At 74.1% G+C, this 17,026-nt stretch carries 18 protein-coding genes; 12 read left to right on the top strand and 6 right to left on the bottom strand.

What is annotated here, in order from left to right; translation table 11 throughout:
• Positions 1-16 precede the first annotated feature (16 nt).
• On the top strand, positions 17-1,087 hold the full coding sequence (locus M0M48_RS16895) for a hypothetical protein (RefSeq protein ID WP_257752029.1): 1,071 nt from the start codon (positions 17-19) through the stop codon (positions 1,085-1,087).
• On the top strand, positions 1,077-1,916 hold the full coding sequence (locus tag M0M48_RS16890; protein WP_257752028.1) for a hypothetical protein: 840 nt from the start codon (positions 1,077-1,079) through the stop codon (positions 1,914-1,916). The genes M0M48_RS16895 and M0M48_RS16890 overlap by 11 nt, the downstream gene beginning before the upstream one ends.
• A gap of 15 nt (positions 1,917-1,931) precedes the next feature.
• On the opposite strand, the gene M0M48_RS16885 is transcribed toward M0M48_RS16890, so the two are convergent.
• Positions 1,932-4,694, bottom strand: a complete 2,763-nt coding sequence (locus tag M0M48_RS16885) for an ATP-binding protein (protein ID WP_257752027.1) — start codon at positions 4,692-4,694, stop codon at positions 1,932-1,934.
• Between the two features lie 132 nt (positions 4,695-4,826).
• Here M0M48_RS16885 and M0M48_RS16880 point away from each other — a divergent pair, with 132 nt between their 5' ends.
• The 6 genes from M0M48_RS16880 to M0M48_RS16855 all read left to right on the top strand — a co-directional run bounded on the left by M0M48_RS16880 (position 4,827) and on the right by M0M48_RS16855 (position 8,117).
• Positions 4,827-5,168 carry a hypothetical protein gene (locus tag M0M48_RS16880; RefSeq protein WP_257752026.1) on the top strand — a complete coding sequence of 114 codons (342 nt, stop codon included), beginning with the start codon at positions 4,827-4,829 and terminating at the stop codon, positions 5,166-5,168.
• Complete coding sequence (locus M0M48_RS16875) at positions 5,165-5,671, top strand: YceI family protein (RefSeq protein ID WP_257752025.1); 507 nt, start codon at positions 5,165-5,167, stop codon at positions 5,669-5,671. Before M0M48_RS16880 ends, M0M48_RS16875 begins: the two co-directional genes overlap by 4 nt.
• Positions 5,672-5,847: 176 nt before the next feature.
• Entirely contained in the window at positions 5,848-6,363 is a 516-nt protein-coding gene (locus M0M48_RS16870) for a hypothetical protein (RefSeq protein WP_215814791.1), read from the top strand.
• Positions 6,364-6,426: 63 nt separating this feature from the next.
• Entirely contained in the window at positions 6,427-7,182 is a 756-nt protein-coding gene (locus M0M48_RS16865; protein ID WP_215814792.1) for a class E sortase, read from the top strand.
• Positions 7,183-7,262: 80 nt separating this feature from the next.
• On the top strand, positions 7,263-7,829 hold the full coding sequence (locus tag M0M48_RS16860) for an LPXTG cell wall anchor domain-containing protein (protein WP_215814793.1): 567 nt from the start codon (positions 7,263-7,265) through the stop codon (positions 7,827-7,829).
• 144 nt (positions 7,830-7,973) lie between these two features.
• A complete protein-coding gene (locus tag M0M48_RS16855; protein ID WP_257752024.1) occupies positions 7,974-8,117 on the top strand; it encodes a DUF1059 domain-containing protein in 144 nt (47 codons plus the stop codon).
• A gap of 19 nt (positions 8,118-8,136) precedes the next feature.
• Here the strand turns inward: M0M48_RS16855 and M0M48_RS16850 are convergent, their stop codons facing one another.
• Together M0M48_RS16850 and M0M48_RS16845 are read right to left on the bottom strand one after the other, a co-directional pair.
• Positions 8,137-9,003, bottom strand: a complete 867-nt coding sequence (locus M0M48_RS16850; RefSeq protein WP_257752023.1) for a crotonase/enoyl-CoA hydratase family protein — start codon at positions 9,001-9,003, stop codon at positions 8,137-8,139.
• 8 nt (positions 9,004-9,011) lie between these two features.
• Positions 9,012-9,926, bottom strand: coding sequence for an LCP family protein (locus M0M48_RS16845; protein WP_257759252.1), 915 nt, complete (start codon positions 9,924-9,926; stop codon positions 9,012-9,014).
• A gap of 328 nt (positions 9,927-10,254) precedes the next feature.
• Between M0M48_RS16845 and M0M48_RS16840 the strand changes: the two genes are divergently transcribed.
• Complete coding sequence (locus tag M0M48_RS16840; protein WP_257752021.1) at positions 10,255-10,761, top strand: acyl-CoA thioesterase; 507 nt, start codon at positions 10,255-10,257, stop codon at positions 10,759-10,761.
• Here the strand turns inward: M0M48_RS16840 and M0M48_RS16835 are convergent.
• A complete protein-coding gene (locus tag M0M48_RS16835; protein WP_257759251.1) occupies positions 10,751-11,632 on the bottom strand; it encodes a LysR family transcriptional regulator in 882 nt (293 codons plus the stop codon). The genes M0M48_RS16840 and M0M48_RS16835 overlap by 11 nt on opposite strands.
• 88 nt (positions 11,633-11,720) lie before the next feature.
• Between M0M48_RS16835 and M0M48_RS16830 the strand changes: the two genes are divergently transcribed.
• Positions 11,721-12,686, top strand: a complete 966-nt coding sequence (locus M0M48_RS16830; protein ID WP_257752019.1) for a threonine ammonia-lyase — start codon at positions 11,721-11,723, stop codon at positions 12,684-12,686.
• A 61-nt stretch (positions 12,687-12,747) separates the two neighbouring features.
• Complete coding sequence (locus M0M48_RS16825) at positions 12,748-14,310, top strand: LCP family protein (protein ID WP_257752018.1); 1,563 nt, start codon at positions 12,748-12,750, stop codon at positions 14,308-14,310.
• A 10-nt stretch (positions 14,311-14,320) separates the two neighbouring features.
• Here M0M48_RS16825 and M0M48_RS16820 read toward each other — a convergent pair whose 3' ends face one another.
• A complete protein-coding gene (locus M0M48_RS16820) occupies positions 14,321-15,100 on the bottom strand; it encodes an inositol monophosphatase family protein (RefSeq protein WP_257752017.1) in 780 nt (259 codons plus the stop codon).
• A 45-nt stretch (positions 15,101-15,145) separates the two neighbouring features.
• Here M0M48_RS16820 and M0M48_RS16815 point away from each other — a divergent pair, with 45 nt between their 5' ends.
• Positions 15,146-15,550 (top strand): hypothetical protein, encoded by a 405-nt coding sequence (locus M0M48_RS16815; RefSeq protein WP_257752016.1) that lies wholly within the window; start codon positions 15,146-15,148, stop codon positions 15,548-15,550.
• Here M0M48_RS16815 and M0M48_RS16810 read toward each other — a convergent pair.
• On the bottom strand, positions 15,547-17,016 hold the full coding sequence (locus M0M48_RS16810) for an ATP-binding protein (protein WP_257752015.1): 1,470 nt from the start codon (positions 17,014-17,016) through the stop codon (positions 15,547-15,549). The genes M0M48_RS16815 and M0M48_RS16810 overlap by 4 nt on opposite strands.
• Positions 17,017-17,026 lie beyond the last annotated feature (10 nt).

Below are 17,026 nucleotides of genomic sequence, written 5' to 3'. Positions count from 1 at the left end.
CTGCTACTCTCTTGGTGTGAAGAAAGGAAACAAGCGCGCTGTCGAGACCCTGCGCGAGCTCCTGACGGACCTCGGTGCGGACGTCGAGGTGCACGAGGCCGGTGACCGCTCGGTCGTGCGGGTCGGTGCCGGGGGCTGGTCCTACTCGCTTGCTCCCGTCTGGGCAGGTGAAGGACTTCCCCAGGACGTCGATCAAGCACTCGTCGATGTGGTCGATGGGGAGGAGGACCTCGCCGAGGTCCCCGTCGTCGTGGCGCGCCGTATCTCGGGCTCGGTGGCTGCGCGACTGCGAGCCCGTGGCCTCGGCTGGGCCGACGAGCGAGGACACGCCAGGATCGCCGCTCCGCCGGGCCTCCTCGTTGCTCGCGGCGGAGCGGTCGCTGTACAGCCTGCTGCCGAGGGCTGGCGCTGGTCGGCCTCGGCCGGAGCGGTCGCTGAGTACCTCCTGGCGATGCACGGCGAGCGAACCGATCCCGGGGACCGGGTGATCGTGCCCCCGATCGGCGCGATCGCGGTGACGGTGCAGATCTCGCCAGCGCAGGTCAGCAAGGTGCTTCAGGGGTTCGACCGACAGGACTGGACGCGCAAGGCCGGGTCCGAGCGCGGTCCGGGGGCGCGGCGCGTCGTGGACGATCCGTCAGGTCTGCTGAGCAGCTGGGCGAGCTGGCAGGGGCGGCGTCACGAACGCTCGGTCCGGGCGCACGCCACCTGGCGGGGCGCGGCCGACTTCGTCGTCGAACGCCTGGCTCCCGTTCTTCCCGACGGCACGTGGTGCCTCACCGGATGGTTGGCTGCGGACGAGCGCGCGCCCTTCGCGACCGAGGTGCCGACGATCACCTTCTACCTCGAGCCCGAGTACTTCGACGACCAGGTGGACCACGTGCTCGATGCCGCGCACCTCAGACGAGTCGAGCGAGGTGCTCGCGTCGTCTTCACGCGCGCCGAACCGCACGTGGTGGGACTTTCCAGGATGTCGGCCATCGGCCCGGTCGCCTCCGATGCCCGGCTGTACGCCGACCTGCTGGCCGCGGGTGCGCGTGGCGAGGAAGCCGCCGATCACCTCAGGGAGGTCGTCCTTGGCTACTGACGAAGGCCGGAGCGCTCGTGGCAGGGAGCTTGCCGAGGAGGCACTCGTCCGCCTCGCGGTCAGGCTCGACAGCCACCGTCACGAGCTCGTCGTCATCGGCGGGCTGAATCCGGAGTTCCTCACCTCGGATCCACCGGTGCCGCACCAAGGGACGAACGACGTCGACATCCTGCTCTCGGTCGGCTTCGTCTACGACCGGGACGAACTGGATTTCGGGTGGCTGGAGAAGGCGCTGCGGGACGCCGGATTCACGATCGACGAACAGACCAAGGTCGGCTGGCGGTGGCGACTCGAGCTCCATGGCGCCACGATCAAGCTGGAGCTCCTGTGCGATGTCCAGGGCGAGGACATCCACCCGATCGTCCTCCCGGGTTGCGCGGAGACATCTGCGATGAATCTCCTGGGGCCGGGAGCGGCGATGAACGACACCCGGCTGCGCGTCTTGGTCGTCCCCGAGGAGCTCGGCGGGGGTGAGGTGGCCCTGCGCTTCGCGGGCCTGGGCGGCTACCTGATGTCGAAGGCCGCTGCGATCGTCGGTCGTGGCCACGACAAGGACTACTACGACTTCGCCTACGTGTTGCTGTACAACACGGCCGGCGGCCCTGCTCGGGCCGCCCAGGTGCTCGCGGACGCAGGCTCCAGGGACTTGCTCGAGCGGTACCGGACAGACCTGCACGAGGCAGTTCGGCTGTTCACCACAGGGGAGCGTCCCGGTGCGGGCGTGTTCGCCCGGGAGATGCAGGAGTCCGGCGTGGAGACCGAGCTGGAGATCCTCGTCGAGGACGCCGCGAGCGCTGCCGACGAGTTCTGGCGAACCCTTCAGGGGTGACACGAACCGGCTGCGTCAGCGCCGGTGCACCCACACCGCCAGCTCGGTCCGCGAGGTCAGCTGGAGCTTGGCCAGCGCGTTGCGCACGTGGGTCTCGACCGTGCGCACCGACAGCACGAGCTCGTCGGCGATCTGTTGGTTGGTCTTGGGGGTCGCGACGAGCTGGACGACCTCCCACTCGCGCTCGGTCAACCCCGCCGGTACGGCGCGCGTGCCGGCGATGAGCGCGGTCGCACGCCGCAGCGGCCCCGGCAGGTCGAGGGCGGCGAGCTCGGCGGCCGCGGTGCGGGCCAGGTCGTGGGCCTCGGCAGGGTGCGCGGCGGCGAGGAGGTCGGCGAGCTCGAGGCGGTCGACGGCGGCGGCGGGACGGGCGCCCATCCGGTCGTCGACCTCGATCGCGGTGCGGAAGTGCTCGGCGGCGCGGGACCGGTCGCCGTACGTGCGGGCGAAGAGGCCGAGCCAGCAGTCGGCGCTGCCGACGAAGTAGGGGCCGCCGCTGCCGTCGGCCGCGCCGTGGCCGCTCATCGGCAGCAGCAGGGTGTGCACGGTGCGGGCGGTCTCGGCGTCGTCGAGGTTGACCGCGGACAGGCCGATCATGGCCAGCGTCGGGGCCCAGCGCGGGCCGCGCGCGAGCCGGCTCGGGAGCGAGCGGAGGGCGGCGTGCTGGCGCTCGGCGCCGGCCCGGTCGCCGAGGGCGAAGCGCAGGCGTGCCCGCATCGCGCGGACCAGGGGGAGCGGCGGGGCGTGCTCGAGGCCGGCGACGAGGTCGGGCGCCAGCTCGTCGGCGGTGCCGCGGACCAGGGCGACGTTGACGCGCAGCGCCATCTGGACGCCGATCATCGAGATGTCGTCGGTCTGGAAGGCGATCACGTCCGCCTGCTCGCACAGGGCGAGCACCTCGTCGTAGTCGCCGACCGCCTGGGCCCGCAGCCCGCGCAGCCGCAGCGCGTGCCAGTGGGCGACGGGGGAGCCGCGGCGCTGCGCGACCCGGTCGACGGCCTCGATGACGGCGTCGAGCTCGTCGAGGCGGCAGCGCTGGAGCACCTGGTCGGCCCGCCACAGGTGGCCCCACAGCTCGCCGATGGTGGTGTCCGCCGACCGGCCGAGGACGACGGCGCGCTCGGCCAGTACCGCCCGCTCCTCCAGCGCGGCCGGGTGGCAGAGCGCGAAGTGCCGGGCGGCGACGGCCTCGAGCTCGGCGGCCCGGTCGCCGCTGCGCTCGGCCAGCGCGAGGGCCTCGGCGGAGAGCGCGTCCGCCGAGGGCAGGTCGGCGGGCTCGGTGGCGGCCTGCTCGGCAGCGGTGACGGCGAGCTGGGCGAGCAGCCGGGCCCGGGTCGCCACCGCCCCCTCCGGCAGTACGGCGAGCGCGCGGCGGCTCATCTCTCCCGCGGCCACCGCGGCCGGCGAGGCGCCCATCCCCTGGGGGACGAGCGCGAACGCCGCCATCGTCGCGGCGTCCCCGGCCGCCTCGGCCAGGTCGATGCCCTCCCGGCAGGCGTCGAGCGCGGGCAGGGGCTGACCGGCCGCCCAGGCGTGGCGGGCGAGGTCGAGGAGCAGGGCGATCCGCTCGGTGCCGGGCAGGTCGCCGGGCGCCACGTCGAGGGCGAGCCGGCAGAAGTCCGCGGCCTGGCCGGGGGAGAGGTGCGCCGCGGTGTGCGCGGCCGCGTCCCGCGCGGCGGCGAAACAGCGCCGGGCCGTGTCGGCGTCGTCGCCCGCGGCGCGCCAGTGCAGGGCCACGGCGCCGGCCAGGGCGGGATCGCCGGTCGCGTCCAGGGCCGCCGCGGCGGCGGCGTGGGCCGCGCGGCGGGTGGCCGGGGCGAGGTCGGCGGCGATGGCGTCGCGGACCAGTGCGTGGCGGAAGGCGACGGTGCCGTCGCCCTCGCCGAGGAGGTGCCGGGCGGCGGGGGACCCGACCTGGCCGGCCACCTCGTCGTCGCTGTGGCCGGTCGCGGCGGCCAGGACGTCGAGTCGCAGGTGCTCGCCGAGGACGGCGGCGAGACCGACCGTGCGCCGTACGTCGTGGGGGAGGGCGCGGAAGCCGGAGGTCAGCAGGCCGCGCAGCGTCGGCCGCGCGGCGAGCAGCTCGCCGAGGCCCTGGTCCAGGGAGCCCGCGGGCGTGCTCAGCAGGCTGCGGACGAAGAACGGGTTGCCGTGGGTCGCGGCGCGGAGGTCGGCGGCGTGCTCCGCCCAGGCCGGGGCCTCGTGGCGCAGCCAGTGCGCGAGCGCGTCGTGGTCCAGTCCGTCGAGCTCGACCACGCTCACCGCGCTGGAGCGCAGCAGCCCGGTCCAGGGGCCGGGCTCGTCGCGGGCCGTGGCCACCACGAGCACCGGCAGGCCGGGCAGCTCGGGAAGCAGGTGCCGCAGCAGGTCGACGGTGGGCGCGTCGGCCCACTGCAGGTCGTCGACCACCAGGAGCAGGGGCCGCGCGGCACCGTCCGCGGCGAGCGCCCGGCGGACCCGCTCGGCCAGCCGGAAGACGCCCGGCTCCGCCCCGGACCCCGGGGCGTCGAGCGCGGCCGCCAGCCCGGGCAGCTGCTCGGCGAGGCGGTGCCAGGGCCACAGGGGTGGGGCGCCGCGGTCGTCGACGCAGTAGGTCCGGGCCGTCGTCATGCCCGCGTCGGTGGCGGCGTCGCGGGCCGCCTGGGCCAGCCGGCTCTTGCCGATGCCGGGCTCGCCGGTGACGACCGCGAGCCCGCCGCGCCCCGCGAGCGCCGCCGCGCGCAGCGCGCCGAGGACGGCGAGCTGGGGCTCGCGGCCGAAGGCCTCCGCGGCGCTCACCGGCCCAGTATCGCGCCGCGGGCGCCGGTTGCGTGGTGGATCTGCGTGCCAGCACTGAGGCGCTCGGGACGGCGCCGGCGCAGAGTCGGCCGCACCGAGATCGACCAGCACGCCGGACCTGAGGAGGACCCCATGCAGATGCTGATCCTGACCTTCGACGGGCCGCGCACCGAGGAGCAGGTGCGGGCCGCGGAGCACGCCAGCCGGCAGCGGATCATGCCGCTGCTCGACACCGACCCCGACCTCGCGGGCGTGGTGGGCACCGTCCGCGCGGTCGGACCGGACGGCGCCCAGGCGGTCGTCGTTCTCGCCCGGGACGCCGCGACGCTCGCCACGCTGCGCGAGCGGGTGACCACCTCGCCGCTGCTGCCCGGCGAGGACCCGGCGCTGCTGCCGGGCCCGGACCGGATCGCCGAGCTCACCGTCGCCGACGCCACCGGCGCCTGCGCCCACCTGGGGGAGGTGGCGTCGTGAGCACGGCGGTCGCGACCGGGGTGTGGAGCCTCGACCCGCGCACGAGCAGCGCCCGCTTCCGGGTGCGCGACAAGCTGGCGACGACGACCCGGGGCACGGTCCCGCTCGTCGGCGGCGGCGCCGTCGTGGACGACGCGGGCACGGTCACCGGCGCCTTCGTCGAGCTCGACCTCGCCGGGATCGACACCGGGCTCGCCCGGCGCGACGCGCACCTGCGCTCACCCGGCCTGCTCGGCACCGACGAGCACCCGGTGGCGCGGGTCGAGACCACCGCGGTCGAGCCCACGCCCGACGGCTGGCGGGCCCGGGCCCGGTTGCGCGCCCGCGGCGGCTCGGCGCCGCTGGACCTCGCCGTGCGGGTCGCCGAGCACGGCGCCGGGCACGTCGTCGTCCACGTCGCGGGGGACCTGGACCGGAGCCCGCTCGGGATGCGCGTCCCGTCGTTCGTCATCGGCCGGACGGTGCACCTGGAGGTCGACCTGACGCTCCGGCTGCACCCCTGACCTGAGCGCGCATTAGCAAACGAAACAGATTCGCGCACGTAGAAATCGGGTTGAGTTCGCGAAATGACGATTTTCGACGTAACCCAGGTCACCTGACCGCGTTGAGCCAGTGGTTTCGCCTCTGTTCGGGCGGTGGGGGGCCGTCCCTGTTACGTCTTTCGGGGAGATGGGGTTCGATGCGTCGACTTCTGGTGCTGGCGAGCGCGGTCATCGCGCTCCTCGTCGTGGCTCTGTGCGTTCCGGGCGCCGCCCGGGCGGACACCGATCCGTACTCGCCCAAGGTGCCGACGAGCTGCCACGTCAGCGTGCCCGCGGCCGTCGTGGGCCAGCGGGTCGTGGTGCGGGTGCGCGTCGAGGCCTCCGACGGCCAGGACCCGCGCGGCACGGTCCGGCTGACCCTCAACTCCGAGCCGTGGTCGACGACCGTCGCCTACGACGGCGCACCGCTGCGCATCGTCGGCCCGCGGATGAAGCCGGGCAAGCACACCGCTCGCGTGCGCTTCACCCCGCAGGGCAACCGCTACACCGGGTGCCGCGACGAGGCGCCCTTCGGCATCGGCGGCGAGGACCACGGTCCGCCGCCGGACGGCCTGCCGAACACCGGTGGCCCGTCGCTGCTCGTGCTCCTGTCCGGACTGGGGCTCGTCGCCGCGGGCGGCGGGCTGGTGGAGGTGGGACGCCGCCGGGCGTGACACCAGCGGCTGCGTCGCGTTGGATGGGGTGGGGCCCTCCGACGGGTCCCGAGGAGGGGACTGATGACGCAGACCGACCTGCCGGACGGGGAGCCCGAGCGGGTTCGCCGGCGACGCTCGCGACCGGGGAGCACGGCCGGCGGTGGCACCGCCACGGCCGCCAAGCCGTCGACCCGGCGGCGCATCTCGTTCTGGTTCGGCTGCGGGCTGATCCTGGCGGGCGTGGCGATCCTGGCCTGGGTGGCCTGGCAGTTCTGGGGGACCAACTGGCAGTCGCACAAGCGCCAGGACCAGGTCCGGCAGGCGATCGAGAAGGGCTGGGGTGACGGTCAGGACGTCATCCGCACCGACTTCGGCAACGCCACCGCGATCCTGCACGTCCCGCGCTTCGGAAAGGACTACTCGATCCCGGTGCTCGAGGGCGCCAGCGACGAGGTGCTCGCCGCGGGCGTGGGTCACATGGAGGACACCGAGGCCGGCCAGGTCGGCAACTACGTCCTCGCCGGGCACCGGGTCACCCACGGTGAGCCGTTCGCGAAGTTCCCCGAGCTCCGGGCCGGCGACAAGGTCGTGGTCGAGACCCGCGAGGCGACCTACACCTACGTCCTCGACACCGGCGGCGAGGACCTGATCATCCCGTTCACGCAGACCTGGGTGCTCGATCCCAAGCCCGTCAACCCGCGCTCCGGCGGCACCCAGCCACCGGCCGACGCGGGCGACTCGCTGATCACCCTGCTCACCTGCTCGGAGATCTTCCACACCGACAACCGGTCGGTCGTTTTCGGACACTTGATCGAGACGACACCCACGAACGGCTGACGTACCCCTAGGATGGTCGTGCACCGCCCGGCACCTTGAACTCTCGGGTCGTTGCATGGGGAAAGTTCAAGGAGGCACACGTGCTCAGGAAACTCGTCGCGCTCGCGGCACTGGCTGCGGCGTTCGTCGTCGTACCGACGGCCGCCGCATCGGCGGATCCGTACTCGCCGAAGATCCCGACCCAGACCCACATCGAGGTCGTGGTCAACGGTCCGGGCAAGCCGATCACGCTCAAGGTCAGCGCGAGCGCCAACTACCCGACGCCGCCCGAGGGCGACATCGCGATCCAGGTCTCTGCCGGTGGCTCCGCCGCCCGCAACGCCCGGGGTCTGGTCGCCGCGCCGGTGTTCACCACCACGGTCCACTTCGTCGACCAGGTCGTCTCGGTCGAGGGTCCGCGCCTGCCCAAGGGCTCCTACCTGGCCCGGGCCGCGCTGACGCCCGACGACGCGGACACCTTCCTGCCGTCCTCGGCGCTCACCGACTTCCGGATCGGCGCCGGCGGTACGCCGGACAAGGACGACAACGGTCTGCCCAACACCGGTGGCCCCGACCTGCTCTGGCTGCTGCTCGGCGGCGGCCTGGTCGCGGCCGGTGTCGGCGGGGTCGGCTACGGCCGGCGGCGCAGCGGCGTCCTCGCCGCCTGAGGCACCACCACGGATCCTGACTCCGGCCGCCCCTGCCTGCGGGGGCGGCCGGAGTCATGTCCGCGTCCGGACGCCGCGCCGGGGTGGGCGCAGCGGCGGTAGGCTGCCCAGAACAGAAACCTGTTCTATCCCTGGAGGTTCGTGATGCCCTCGCTGCGCTGTCCCTGCGACACCACCCTGCGCGCCGACACCGACGACGAGCTGGTCGCCACGGTGCAGGAGCACCTCGCGGCCGAGCACCCGGGGCGGGAGTACAGCCGCGAGGAGATCCTCTTCATGGCGATGTGACCCGCGCGGGTCACCCGGCTCAGCCCAGGGGCGGGAGCGCGGAGGCCCGGCCGGAGAACCGCGGCGCGCGCTTGTCGAGGAACGCCGCGACGCCCTCCTTGCCGTCGGCGATCGAGGTCCAGTACATCGCGAGCGAGTCGCTCAGGTGGGCCTCGAGCGGCTCGGCCGCGGCGCTGTTGCGGTAGAGCAGCTGCTTGGCCAGGCCGAGCGCGACCGGCGAGCGGTCGGTGACGAAGGAGCGGGCCAGGTCGTAGGCCGCCGGGAGCAGGTCGTCGGGCTCGTGCAGGCTGCGCACCAGCCGGCCGGCGTGGGCCTGCTCGGCGGTGAGGATGTCGGCGGAGTAGACCCACTCCAGGGCCTGCTGGATGCCGACGATGCGCGGCAGGAACCAGGTCGAGCACGCCTCGGGGACGATCCCGAGGCGGCCGAACACGAAGCCGATCCGGGCCTTGGTCGAGGCCAGGCGCAGGTCCATGGCCAGCGTCATGGTCGCGCCGATGCCGACCGCGGGGCCGTTGATCGCCGCGATCACGGGCTTGGGCAGCGCGTGGATCGCCAGGGTGACCTTGCCGCCGGTGTCGCGCACGCCGTCGGCGAACGGCGGCTCGTCGTACCCGGCGCGGAACTCCTCGGGGGTGAAGGACAGCGTCTCGTCGAGGCCGAACACGTTGCCCTCGGCGGAGAGGTCCATCCCGGCGCAGAAGGCGCGCCCGGCGCCGGTGACCACGACCGCGCGGACCGCGTCGTCGCGGGCCTCGGTGGTGAACACCTCGAGCAGCTCGCCGGCCATCGTCAGGTCGAACGCGTTGAGCGCGTCGGGACGGTCGAGCAGCAGTGTCGCGATGCCGTCCTCGTCGACGGTCCAGGTCAGGGTCTCGTAGGTCATGTCGCTCCTCAGCGGTCGGCCAGGCCGGTCGCGGTGCACAGCTTGGGCGTGATCTCGTCGGTCTTGTCGTCGATCACCTTGCCGAAGAGCTGCTTCGCGCGCTGGGTGTCCCACGTGGTGTCGGCCCGGGCGAGCGGGACGGTGCAGGACTTCTCGACCTTGGTCATCGCCAGCGCCCACTTCGCGGCGGTGAACGGGCCGGCGCCCTCGCCGAAGCGGAAGAAGTCGGGGACCGCGGAGTTGAGCCTCCACCAGCGCACCGGGTTGAGCACCGACCACGGGGAGAGCACCTTGTCGCCGACGGCTGCGACGACCTCGCGCTGCTGCTGGACCCGGGCCAGGTCGGAGATCGGGCTGTACTTGCGGGCGCGGGAGTAGGCCAGCGCCGTGGTGCCGTCGACCTCCTGGCAGCCCTTCTTGACGTTGAGGCCGGAGTCCTTGTCGCGGATCCGCTGCTTCGGGCAGATCTCGATGCCGCCGACCGCGTCGACGACGCCGACCAGACCGCCGAAGCCGATCTCGACGTACTGGTCGATGCGGACGCCGGTCGCGTTCTCCAGGGTCTGCACGAGCAGGGGCGTGCCGCCCTTGGCGTAGGCCGAGTTGATCTTGGAGACCCCGAAGCCAGGGATCTTGAGCGGGGAGTCACGCGGGATCGAGATCAGCGTGGTCGGCCCGTCGCCGGTGTGGAGCAGCATGATCGTGTCGGTCAGCTCGGAGGCCGCGTCGCCGGTGTGGAGCTTCTTGCGCTCCTCGGGCGAGAGCCCGGCGCGTGAGTCGCTGCCGACGAGCAGGTAGGTCGTGCCCGGCTGGTCGGCCGGACGCTCGCCGGAGGGCTCGAAGGCGACCTTGTCGACCCGGTTCCACGCCACGACCGGGACCGCGACGAGGTAGACCAGCCACAGCACGAGCGCGAGCAGCACCAGGCGGACGTAGGTGCGCGGGCGCGACCACCGGCTGCGCCGCGGGGCGGCGTACGACGGCGGGGCGCTCGGGCCGCGCGGTCCGGTGGGACCGCCCGGGCCGCCGGGGGCGCGGGGGCGTCGTACTGCTGCGGGGGCGGGAGCCGGCGCGTCGCCTGCTGCGGGGGCGGCGGGGGAGGCGGGGTGCCCTGGGCGGCCTCGGGGCGCCGCTGGACCGGGATCCGCCGGGTCGGCTCGGGGTCGCCGGAGGAGCCGTACATCCAGTCGAAGTCGTCGCCACCGGAACCGTCGTCACGCCCTGCCATGCTCAGGACGCTACCGTCCACCTGTGAGCGAAATCGTGGCGGCACGCACGCCGTCGTACTCCCGCATCGAGCTGGCCACGCTGACCTCGCGGGCCCAGGCCAACCTGCTGGGCAACATCCACGGCGGCGAGGTGGTCAAGCTGGCCGACTCCACGGCCGGGGTCGTGGCGCAGCGGCACAGCGGCGGGCCGGCGGTCACTGCGACGCTCGACGAGATGGCGTTCCTGGAGCCGGTGCGGGTGGGCGACATCATCCGCACGTTCGGCCAGGTCAACTGGGTCGGGACCTCGTCGATGGAGATCGGCGTCCGGATCGAGACCGAGCCCTGGGACGCCGCGGGTGAGGTGCGCCACGTCGGCTCGGCCTACTTCGTCTTCGTCGCGGTCGACGCCGCCGGTCGCGGCCGTCCGGTGCCGGCGCTGGAGCCGGAGAGCACCGAGGACCACCGGCGCCACCGCGAGGCCGAGATCCGCCGGGCGCACCGGCTGGCGCGGCGTCAGGAGATCGAGGCCGGCCGGGTCAACGGCTGACGCCGACGCCGGCCGCCTCGGTGCGCGCGGCGGCGACCGCGTCGACCGCGGCCGGGCGCGGCGGGGCGCCGTACGTCGCGAGCTGGACGCGGCGGTGCGCGTCGAGGCGGCGCTGGGTGACCCCGGCGTGCTGGTGGGCGCGCAGCGCGAGGCCGGGCAGCACGGTCACGCCGAGCCCGGTCGCGACCAGGGACTGCACGGCGACGTAGTCGTCGCTGGCGAACGCGATCGCGGGCGTGAAGCCCGCCTCGGCGCACAGGCTGAGCAGCTCGCGCCGGCAGCGCTCGCAGCCGGTGATCCAGCCGCTGCCGGCGTAGTCGGCGAGCGTGGCCTCCGGTGCGGCGTCGGCGGGGGTGACCAGGAAGAGGGGGTCGTCGACGACCGGCACCACGCTGATCTGGTCGGGCTCGGGCTGGTCGGGATAGGCGAACGTCAGCGCCAGGTCGATCTCGCCGGCCCGCAGCAGCTCGTGGGCCTCGGGCGGCTCGGCCTCGACCAGGTCGAGCCGGATCCCCGGGTGCCGCTGCGCGAGCAGGGCCAGCGCGCCCGGGACGAGGGTGGCGGCGCCCGACGGGAAGGCCGCGAGCCGGACCCGTCCCGACTGCAGGCTGGTCGCGGCGGCCAGCTCGGCCTCGGCCCGGGCGAGCAGGCCGAGCACCTCCTCGCCGCGGCGGGCCAGGAGCGCGCCCTCGGGGGTGAGCCGGACACCGCGGCCGACCCGCTGGAGCAGCACCGCCCCGGTCTCGGCCTCGAGCCGGCGCAGGTGGTGGGAGATGGTCGGCTGCCCGTAGTGCAGCGCTGCCGCGGCACCCGAGACCGAACCGGTCCGGTGCACGGCGACGAGGGCCTCGAGCCGGCGCAGGTCGATCATGGGCGCAGCCTACTGTTCGACGACATCGATGGAAACGCTCGAAAAGAACTATTGGACCGATGAGTGCCCGGCCGCCGAGGATGGACCCATGCTGCACTTCGACGACGTCCTCTCCGCCGCCGAGGTCGTGGGCCGCGAGCTGCCCGCCACGCCCCTGCAGGCCCACCCGCTGCTCGACCAGGCGCTCGCCGGCCGGGCGGTGCTGGTCAAGCACGAGAACGTGCTGCCGACCGGCGCCTTCAAGGTCCGCGGCGGGGTCCACCTCGCCGCCCGGCTCAGCGACGAGGAGCGCACCCACGGCCTGGTCACCTGCTCGACCGGCAACCACGCCCAGTCCGTCGCGTACGGCGCCCGCCTGGCCGGCGTCCGGGCGACGATCGTGATGCCCGCCGATGCCCCCGCGTCCAAGCGCGACGCGGTGCGGGCCCTCGGCGCCGAGGTCGTGCTGGTCGGCGCGAGCCTGGGGGAGGCGGCCGAGCACGCGCGCGGTCTCGCGGCCGCGAGCGGCGCGGCCTTCGTCTGCCCGACCGACCCGCGGATCGTGCTGGGTCACGCGACCGCCTACCTCGAGCTCTTCGGCCAGGCGCCCGACCTGGCGGCCGTCTTCGTCCCCGTCGGCAGCGGCACCGGCGCGGCGGGGGCCTGCCTGGCCCGCGACGCGCTCGCCCCGGGCTGCCGGGTGATCGGCGTGCAGTCGTCCGCGGCGCCGGCCGGCTGGCGCTCGTGGCGCAGCGGCACCATCGAGACCGCGCCCGCGACGACCCGGGCCGCCGGCCTGGCCACGACGACCGGCTACCCGCGCACCCAGGAGGTGCTCCGCGACCGGCTCGACGACTTCGTCCTGGTCGACGACGCCGAGATCGACGAGGCGGCCCGGCTGCTCGCCACCTGCGCGCACACGCTCGCCGAGGGAGCCGGCGCCGCCGCGCTCGCCGGCGCCCGGGCCGCGCAGGACTGGCCCGCGGGGCCGGGCCCCGTCGCGGTGATGTGCACCGGCGGCAACGCCTCGGTCGACGAGATCGCCCGGATCGCCGGGCTCGCCGTCGCGGCCTGAGCCTGGCCGATCGCGGCGCGTCGCGACCGGAGTGACGTGTGGGACTGGTGATACTGGTCGGGTGCAGCAGCCCGGATCCGCCGACGCGCGACGACGCGAGCGTCGCGACGCGCGGATACGGGCCCGGTGGCGCCGCCCCGGCGGTACCGGCCGTCGTACTCACGACGGGGTGCGGGCTCCGCACGACGAGGCCGCGGCCGAGCGCTGGGCGCCGACCCCGGTCGGCGTCGACGACCGCGCGGCACGGGTGCGCTTCCGGCGGGCGCTGACGCTGATGGGCTTCACGCTCGTCGTACCGGGCTCGGCACAGCTCGTCGCCGGCAACCGCCAGATCGGCCGGATCGCGGTCCGGGTCTGGCTGGGCTCGCTCCTCACCGTCCTCGTGGTCGGCGGCTGGACCTACGTCAACCCCGGCTTCGGGCTCGACCTCGCGCTCAACCCGACTGCGATGCTCGTCATCCGGCTCTACCTCATCATCGGCGCGGTCGCCTGGGCGGCGCTCTTCGTCGATGCCTGGCGGCTGGGCCAGCCGCTCAGCCTGCGCCTGCCGCACCGCCGCGCGGTCGTCGGCGTCAACGGCATCCTGTGCTTCTCGGTGGCCGGCGCGATGCTCTTCGGTGCCCACCTGGCCGCCGTCCAGCGCGACTTCCTGACCATGTTCACCAGCGGCGACCTCGGCGCGGCCCACGACGGGCGCTACAACGTGCTGCTCATCGGCGGCGACTCCGGCACCGACCGCTGGGGCCTGCGCCCGGACTCGATGACCGTCGCCTCGATCGACGCCCAGACCGGCCGCACGGTGATGATCGGCCTGCCCCGCAACATGCAGAACTTCCCGTTCCGCAAGGGCAGCGTCATGGCCAAGCAGTTCCCCGACGGCTACAGCTGCGACGGCTGCTACCTCAACGGCGTCGGCACCTGGGCCGGCGACCACAAGAACCTGTTCAAGGGCTCGGAGCACCCGACGATCGACGCCACCGTCCAGGCGGTCGAGGGCATCACCGGGCTGCGGATGAACTACTGGGTGATGGTCAACCTGCGCGGCTTCGAGCGCCTCGTCGACGCCTTCGGCGGAGTCACCCTCAACGTCCGCGACCGGATCCCGGTCGGCGGCCTCGGCAAGGACGTCACCGGCTACATCGAGCCCGGCAAGCGCAAGCTCGACGGCCACGACGCGCTCTGGTTCGCCCGCGCGCGCGAGGGCTCCGACGACTACTCGCGGATGGCCCGCCAGAAGTGCGTCCTCAGCGCGATGCTCACCCAGCTCAGCCCGCAGCAGGCGCTGGTCAACTTCCAGGAGATCGCCAAGGCCTCCACGGCGATGATCAAGACCGACATCCCCGGTGGCGCGCTCGGCGACTTCGCCCAGCTCGGCCTGCGCGCCAAGGACCAGAAGGTCTCGAGCGTCTCGCTCGTCCCGCCGCAGATCAACACCGCCAAGCCGGACATCGCCAAGGTCCGCGCGATGATCTCCGACGCCATCGACCAGGCCGAGGGCAAGCACAAGCCCGCCACGGCCAAGAAGAAGAAGGCCGGCGGCCAGAAGGTCACCGGCGGCTCGCTGGGCTCGCGCAACGACGGCTACGCGGCCAACCAGAGCGACGACGTCGCCGCCGCCTGCTGAGCGGCCCGGCCTACTGCAGCGAGTGCGGGTCGGCCAGCGAGGCCACCACCGCGTCGTACGTCGCCCGGTCGGGCGCCGCGACGATCCCGCCGTCGAGCCGGCGCGGGGTCAGCGGCGTCCCGTCGTGGCGGCCGACGGCGCCGCCGGCCTCGGTGAGGATGAGCGAGCCGGGCAGGTGGTCCCACGGCATGCTGCGGTTGTAGAGCAGCGCCGCGGCGTCGCCGTCGATCAGGTGCGGGTAGTCCACGCCGCAGCAGGCCCAGGTCAGCTGCAGGGTGCCGAGCCCGGCCAGGTCGCGGCCGACCCAGGTCCGCCGGGCGGTGCGGTAGGGCGCCGTAGCGCCGGTGGCGACGGTGAGCCGCTCGCCGTTGCGCCAGGCGCCCGCGCCCCGCTCCGCGACGTACGACGTCTCGTGCTGCGGCTGCCAGATCCAGCCCCGGGTGACCTCGCCGCCGCGGACCTCGGCGACCATCACGGCGTGGTCGGGGGAGCCGTTGACGAAGTTCTTGGTGCCGTCGACCGGGTCGACGGTGAAGGCGTGCTCGGCGTCGGCGAACCGGTCGAGCAGCGTCTGGTCGGCGGCCATCGCCTCCTCGCCGAGCACCAGCGCCTCGGGGTACGCCGCCTGGAGGGCCGCGGTGATGAGCACCTCGGACTCGTGGTCGGCCACGGTGACGAGGTCGCCGGGGTTCTTCTCGCTGACCTGGTCGTCGCGGAGCTGGCGGAACCGGGGGGTGATCACCTCCGCGGCGACGTCCTGGAGGAGCCTCAGCACAGCAGCGGTGTCCACGGGTGCCACGGTAGTGGTGCGACGCACGCCACCTACCCTGGGGCCATGCGATTCACCGAGCACGAGCTCACCGCGGCCCTGACCGGCGCGGCCAAGCAGGTCGTGGCCGCCGACCGCAAGGTCCGCAAGCGCGGGGTCGACATCGACACCGTGTGGGACGAGATGGACCGCTACCAGCGCTTCCAGGTGCTCGACGCGCTCGGCAACCAGATCCTGCCGGTCCTCATCGCGCTGCCCGACGTCGACGTCGCGCCCGGCACCCGGCCGACCTACACCGACGCCCAGGTCGAGGAGGTCGTGGTCTCCCTGGTCGGCGACGAGCTCGGCCGGCTCAAGCGCGCGGTGGTGGTCAAGGCCCGCACCGCGCTGGTCCAGGTGGCGCTCGCCAACGTGCCGCCGCGCCTGGACCCCGACGGGCTCCTGGTGCCCGACGACCTCGCCGACCTCTAGTCGTCGTCGAGCGAGGAGTCGTCCTCGGGCGAGGAGCCGTCGCGAGGCGCGCCGCCCCCGAAGCCCAGCACCGCCCGGGTCATCTGGTTGCGGGTGTCGAGCAGGTCGGCCAGCGCGCTGTCGAGGTCGTCGGCGGCCACGCGCAGCGGTCCGTCCTCGGCCGGGGTGCGCTCGGCGGCGACCACGGCCGCGCGGCGCAGCAGCTCCTTGAGGAACGACGCGGTGACCTGGTCGGTGCGGTCGAGGACGTCGTCGAGCCGGCTCAGGTCGAGGTCGAGACCGCCGCGGTAGAGCTCGACCAGCCGGCGCCGCGACTCCCGGTCGGGCAGGTCGATGTGCACGGCCTGGTCGACCCGGCCGGGCCGTGAGGCGAGCGCGGGCTCGAGCAGGTCGGCCCGGTTGGTGGTGAGCAGGAAGACGACGTCGGCGTCCTCGTCGAGACCGTCCATCTCGTTGAGCAGGGTGAACAGCAGCGGGGTCTCACCGCCGTAGTGGCTGCGCTCCTCGGCGACGAGGTCGACGTCCTCGACCACGATCATCGCGGGCTGGAGCGCCCGGGCGATCGAGCAGGCCTCGCGGATCGCGGGCAGCGTGTCGCCGGTCAGCTCGACGACGGTGGTGTCGGTCAGCTCGCTGATCAGGTAGCGCACCGAGTGGGTCTTGCCGACGCCCGGCGGTCCGTAGAGCAGCAGCCCGCGCTTGAGGTGCTGGCCCGCCGCCCGGAGCCGGGCGCTGTTGCGGGCCACGCCGACCACCTGGCGGCGCAGGTCGGCGAAGGTCGCCGCGGGCAGCACGAGCTCGTCGGCCGTCATCGTGGGGCGCTCGTGGAAGCGCAGCAGCGAGCCGCGCTCGCCGAACATGCTGGCGCCGAACGAGACGACCTGGCCGCGGTAGACGTTGCGGGCCAGCGCCTCCTCGCGCAGCCGCCGGCCGAGGGCCTCGGCGTGGGCCGGGTCCGCGGCGACGAGCTCGACGCTGAGCTGACGGCGGCCGCTCTCGTCGTCGGGCCCGAGCACCAGGAGCGCGCACGCCGTCGTACCGCTGCCGAGCAGGAGGACCGCCGCCTGGAGGCACTCCCGGGTGGCGCCGCCGGGTCCGCTGGGCAGCGCGGTCCGGGTGAGGTTGCCCGGGCGCGGCCCGTACTGCGCCTGGTGCGGGTCGTCGCCGATCAGCTCGGCGAGCCCGAAGGGGCCGTGGTGCCGGTGCCCGGTCATCCCGAGCACCGGGGCGCCCGGGTCCTCGGCGAGCACCGCGTCGAGGGCGGCCTGCACGTTGACGTGCTCGTACGACGGCCACTCCTCGCGGACCACCGCCAGCCCGTCGGTCGGTACGCCGAGGTGGTCGCCCACCACGGCGCGGAAGGTCGGCTGGTCCGCAGCCCGCGCCCGCTGGGACATGGAGCGCAGGAGGAAGCGGCCGTAGCCCCCGATGTCCGAGAGCCGGGGTGCGTCGTCGGTGTCCGGCATGGCCCGAGGA

Source organism: Pimelobacter simplex (assembly GCF_024662235.1).
GTDB lineage: Bacteria > Actinomycetota > Actinomycetes > Propionibacteriales > Nocardioidaceae > Nocardioides.
Note: the sequence above shows the minus strand (reverse complement) of the source record. Positions and strands in the feature narration are given on the sequence as shown.

Coding starts and splice junctions, on each gene's coding strand:
- M0M48_RS16830 (WP_257752019.1), top strand. CDS start 11,721: ATGCTGCACTTCGACGACGTCCTCTCCGCCGCCGAGGTCGTGGGCCGC.
- M0M48_RS16850 (WP_257752023.1), bottom strand. CDS start 9,003: ATGACCTACGAGACCCTGACCTGGACCGTCGACGAGGACGGCATCGCG.
- M0M48_RS16855 (WP_257752024.1), top strand. CDS start 7,974: ATGCCCTCGCTGCGCTGTCCCTGCGACACCACCCTGCGCGCCGACACC.
- M0M48_RS16810 (WP_257752015.1), bottom strand. CDS start 17,016: ATGCCGGACACCGACGACGCACCCCGGCTCTCGGACATCGGGGGCTAC.
- M0M48_RS16865 (WP_215814792.1), top strand. CDS start 6,427: ATGACGCAGACCGACCTGCCGGACGGGGAGCCCGAGCGGGTTCGCCGG.
- M0M48_RS16835 (WP_257759251.1), bottom strand. CDS start 11,632: ATGATCGACCTGCGCCGGCTCGAGGCCCTCGTCGCCGTGCACCGGACC.
- M0M48_RS16870 (WP_215814791.1), top strand. CDS start 5,848: ATGCGTCGACTTCTGGTGCTGGCGAGCGCGGTCATCGCGCTCCTCGTC.
- M0M48_RS16815 (WP_257752016.1), top strand. CDS start 15,146: ATGCGATTCACCGAGCACGAGCTCACCGCGGCCCTGACCGGCGCGGCC.
- M0M48_RS16880 (WP_257752026.1), top strand. CDS start 4,827: ATGCAGATGCTGATCCTGACCTTCGACGGGCCGCGCACCGAGGAGCAG.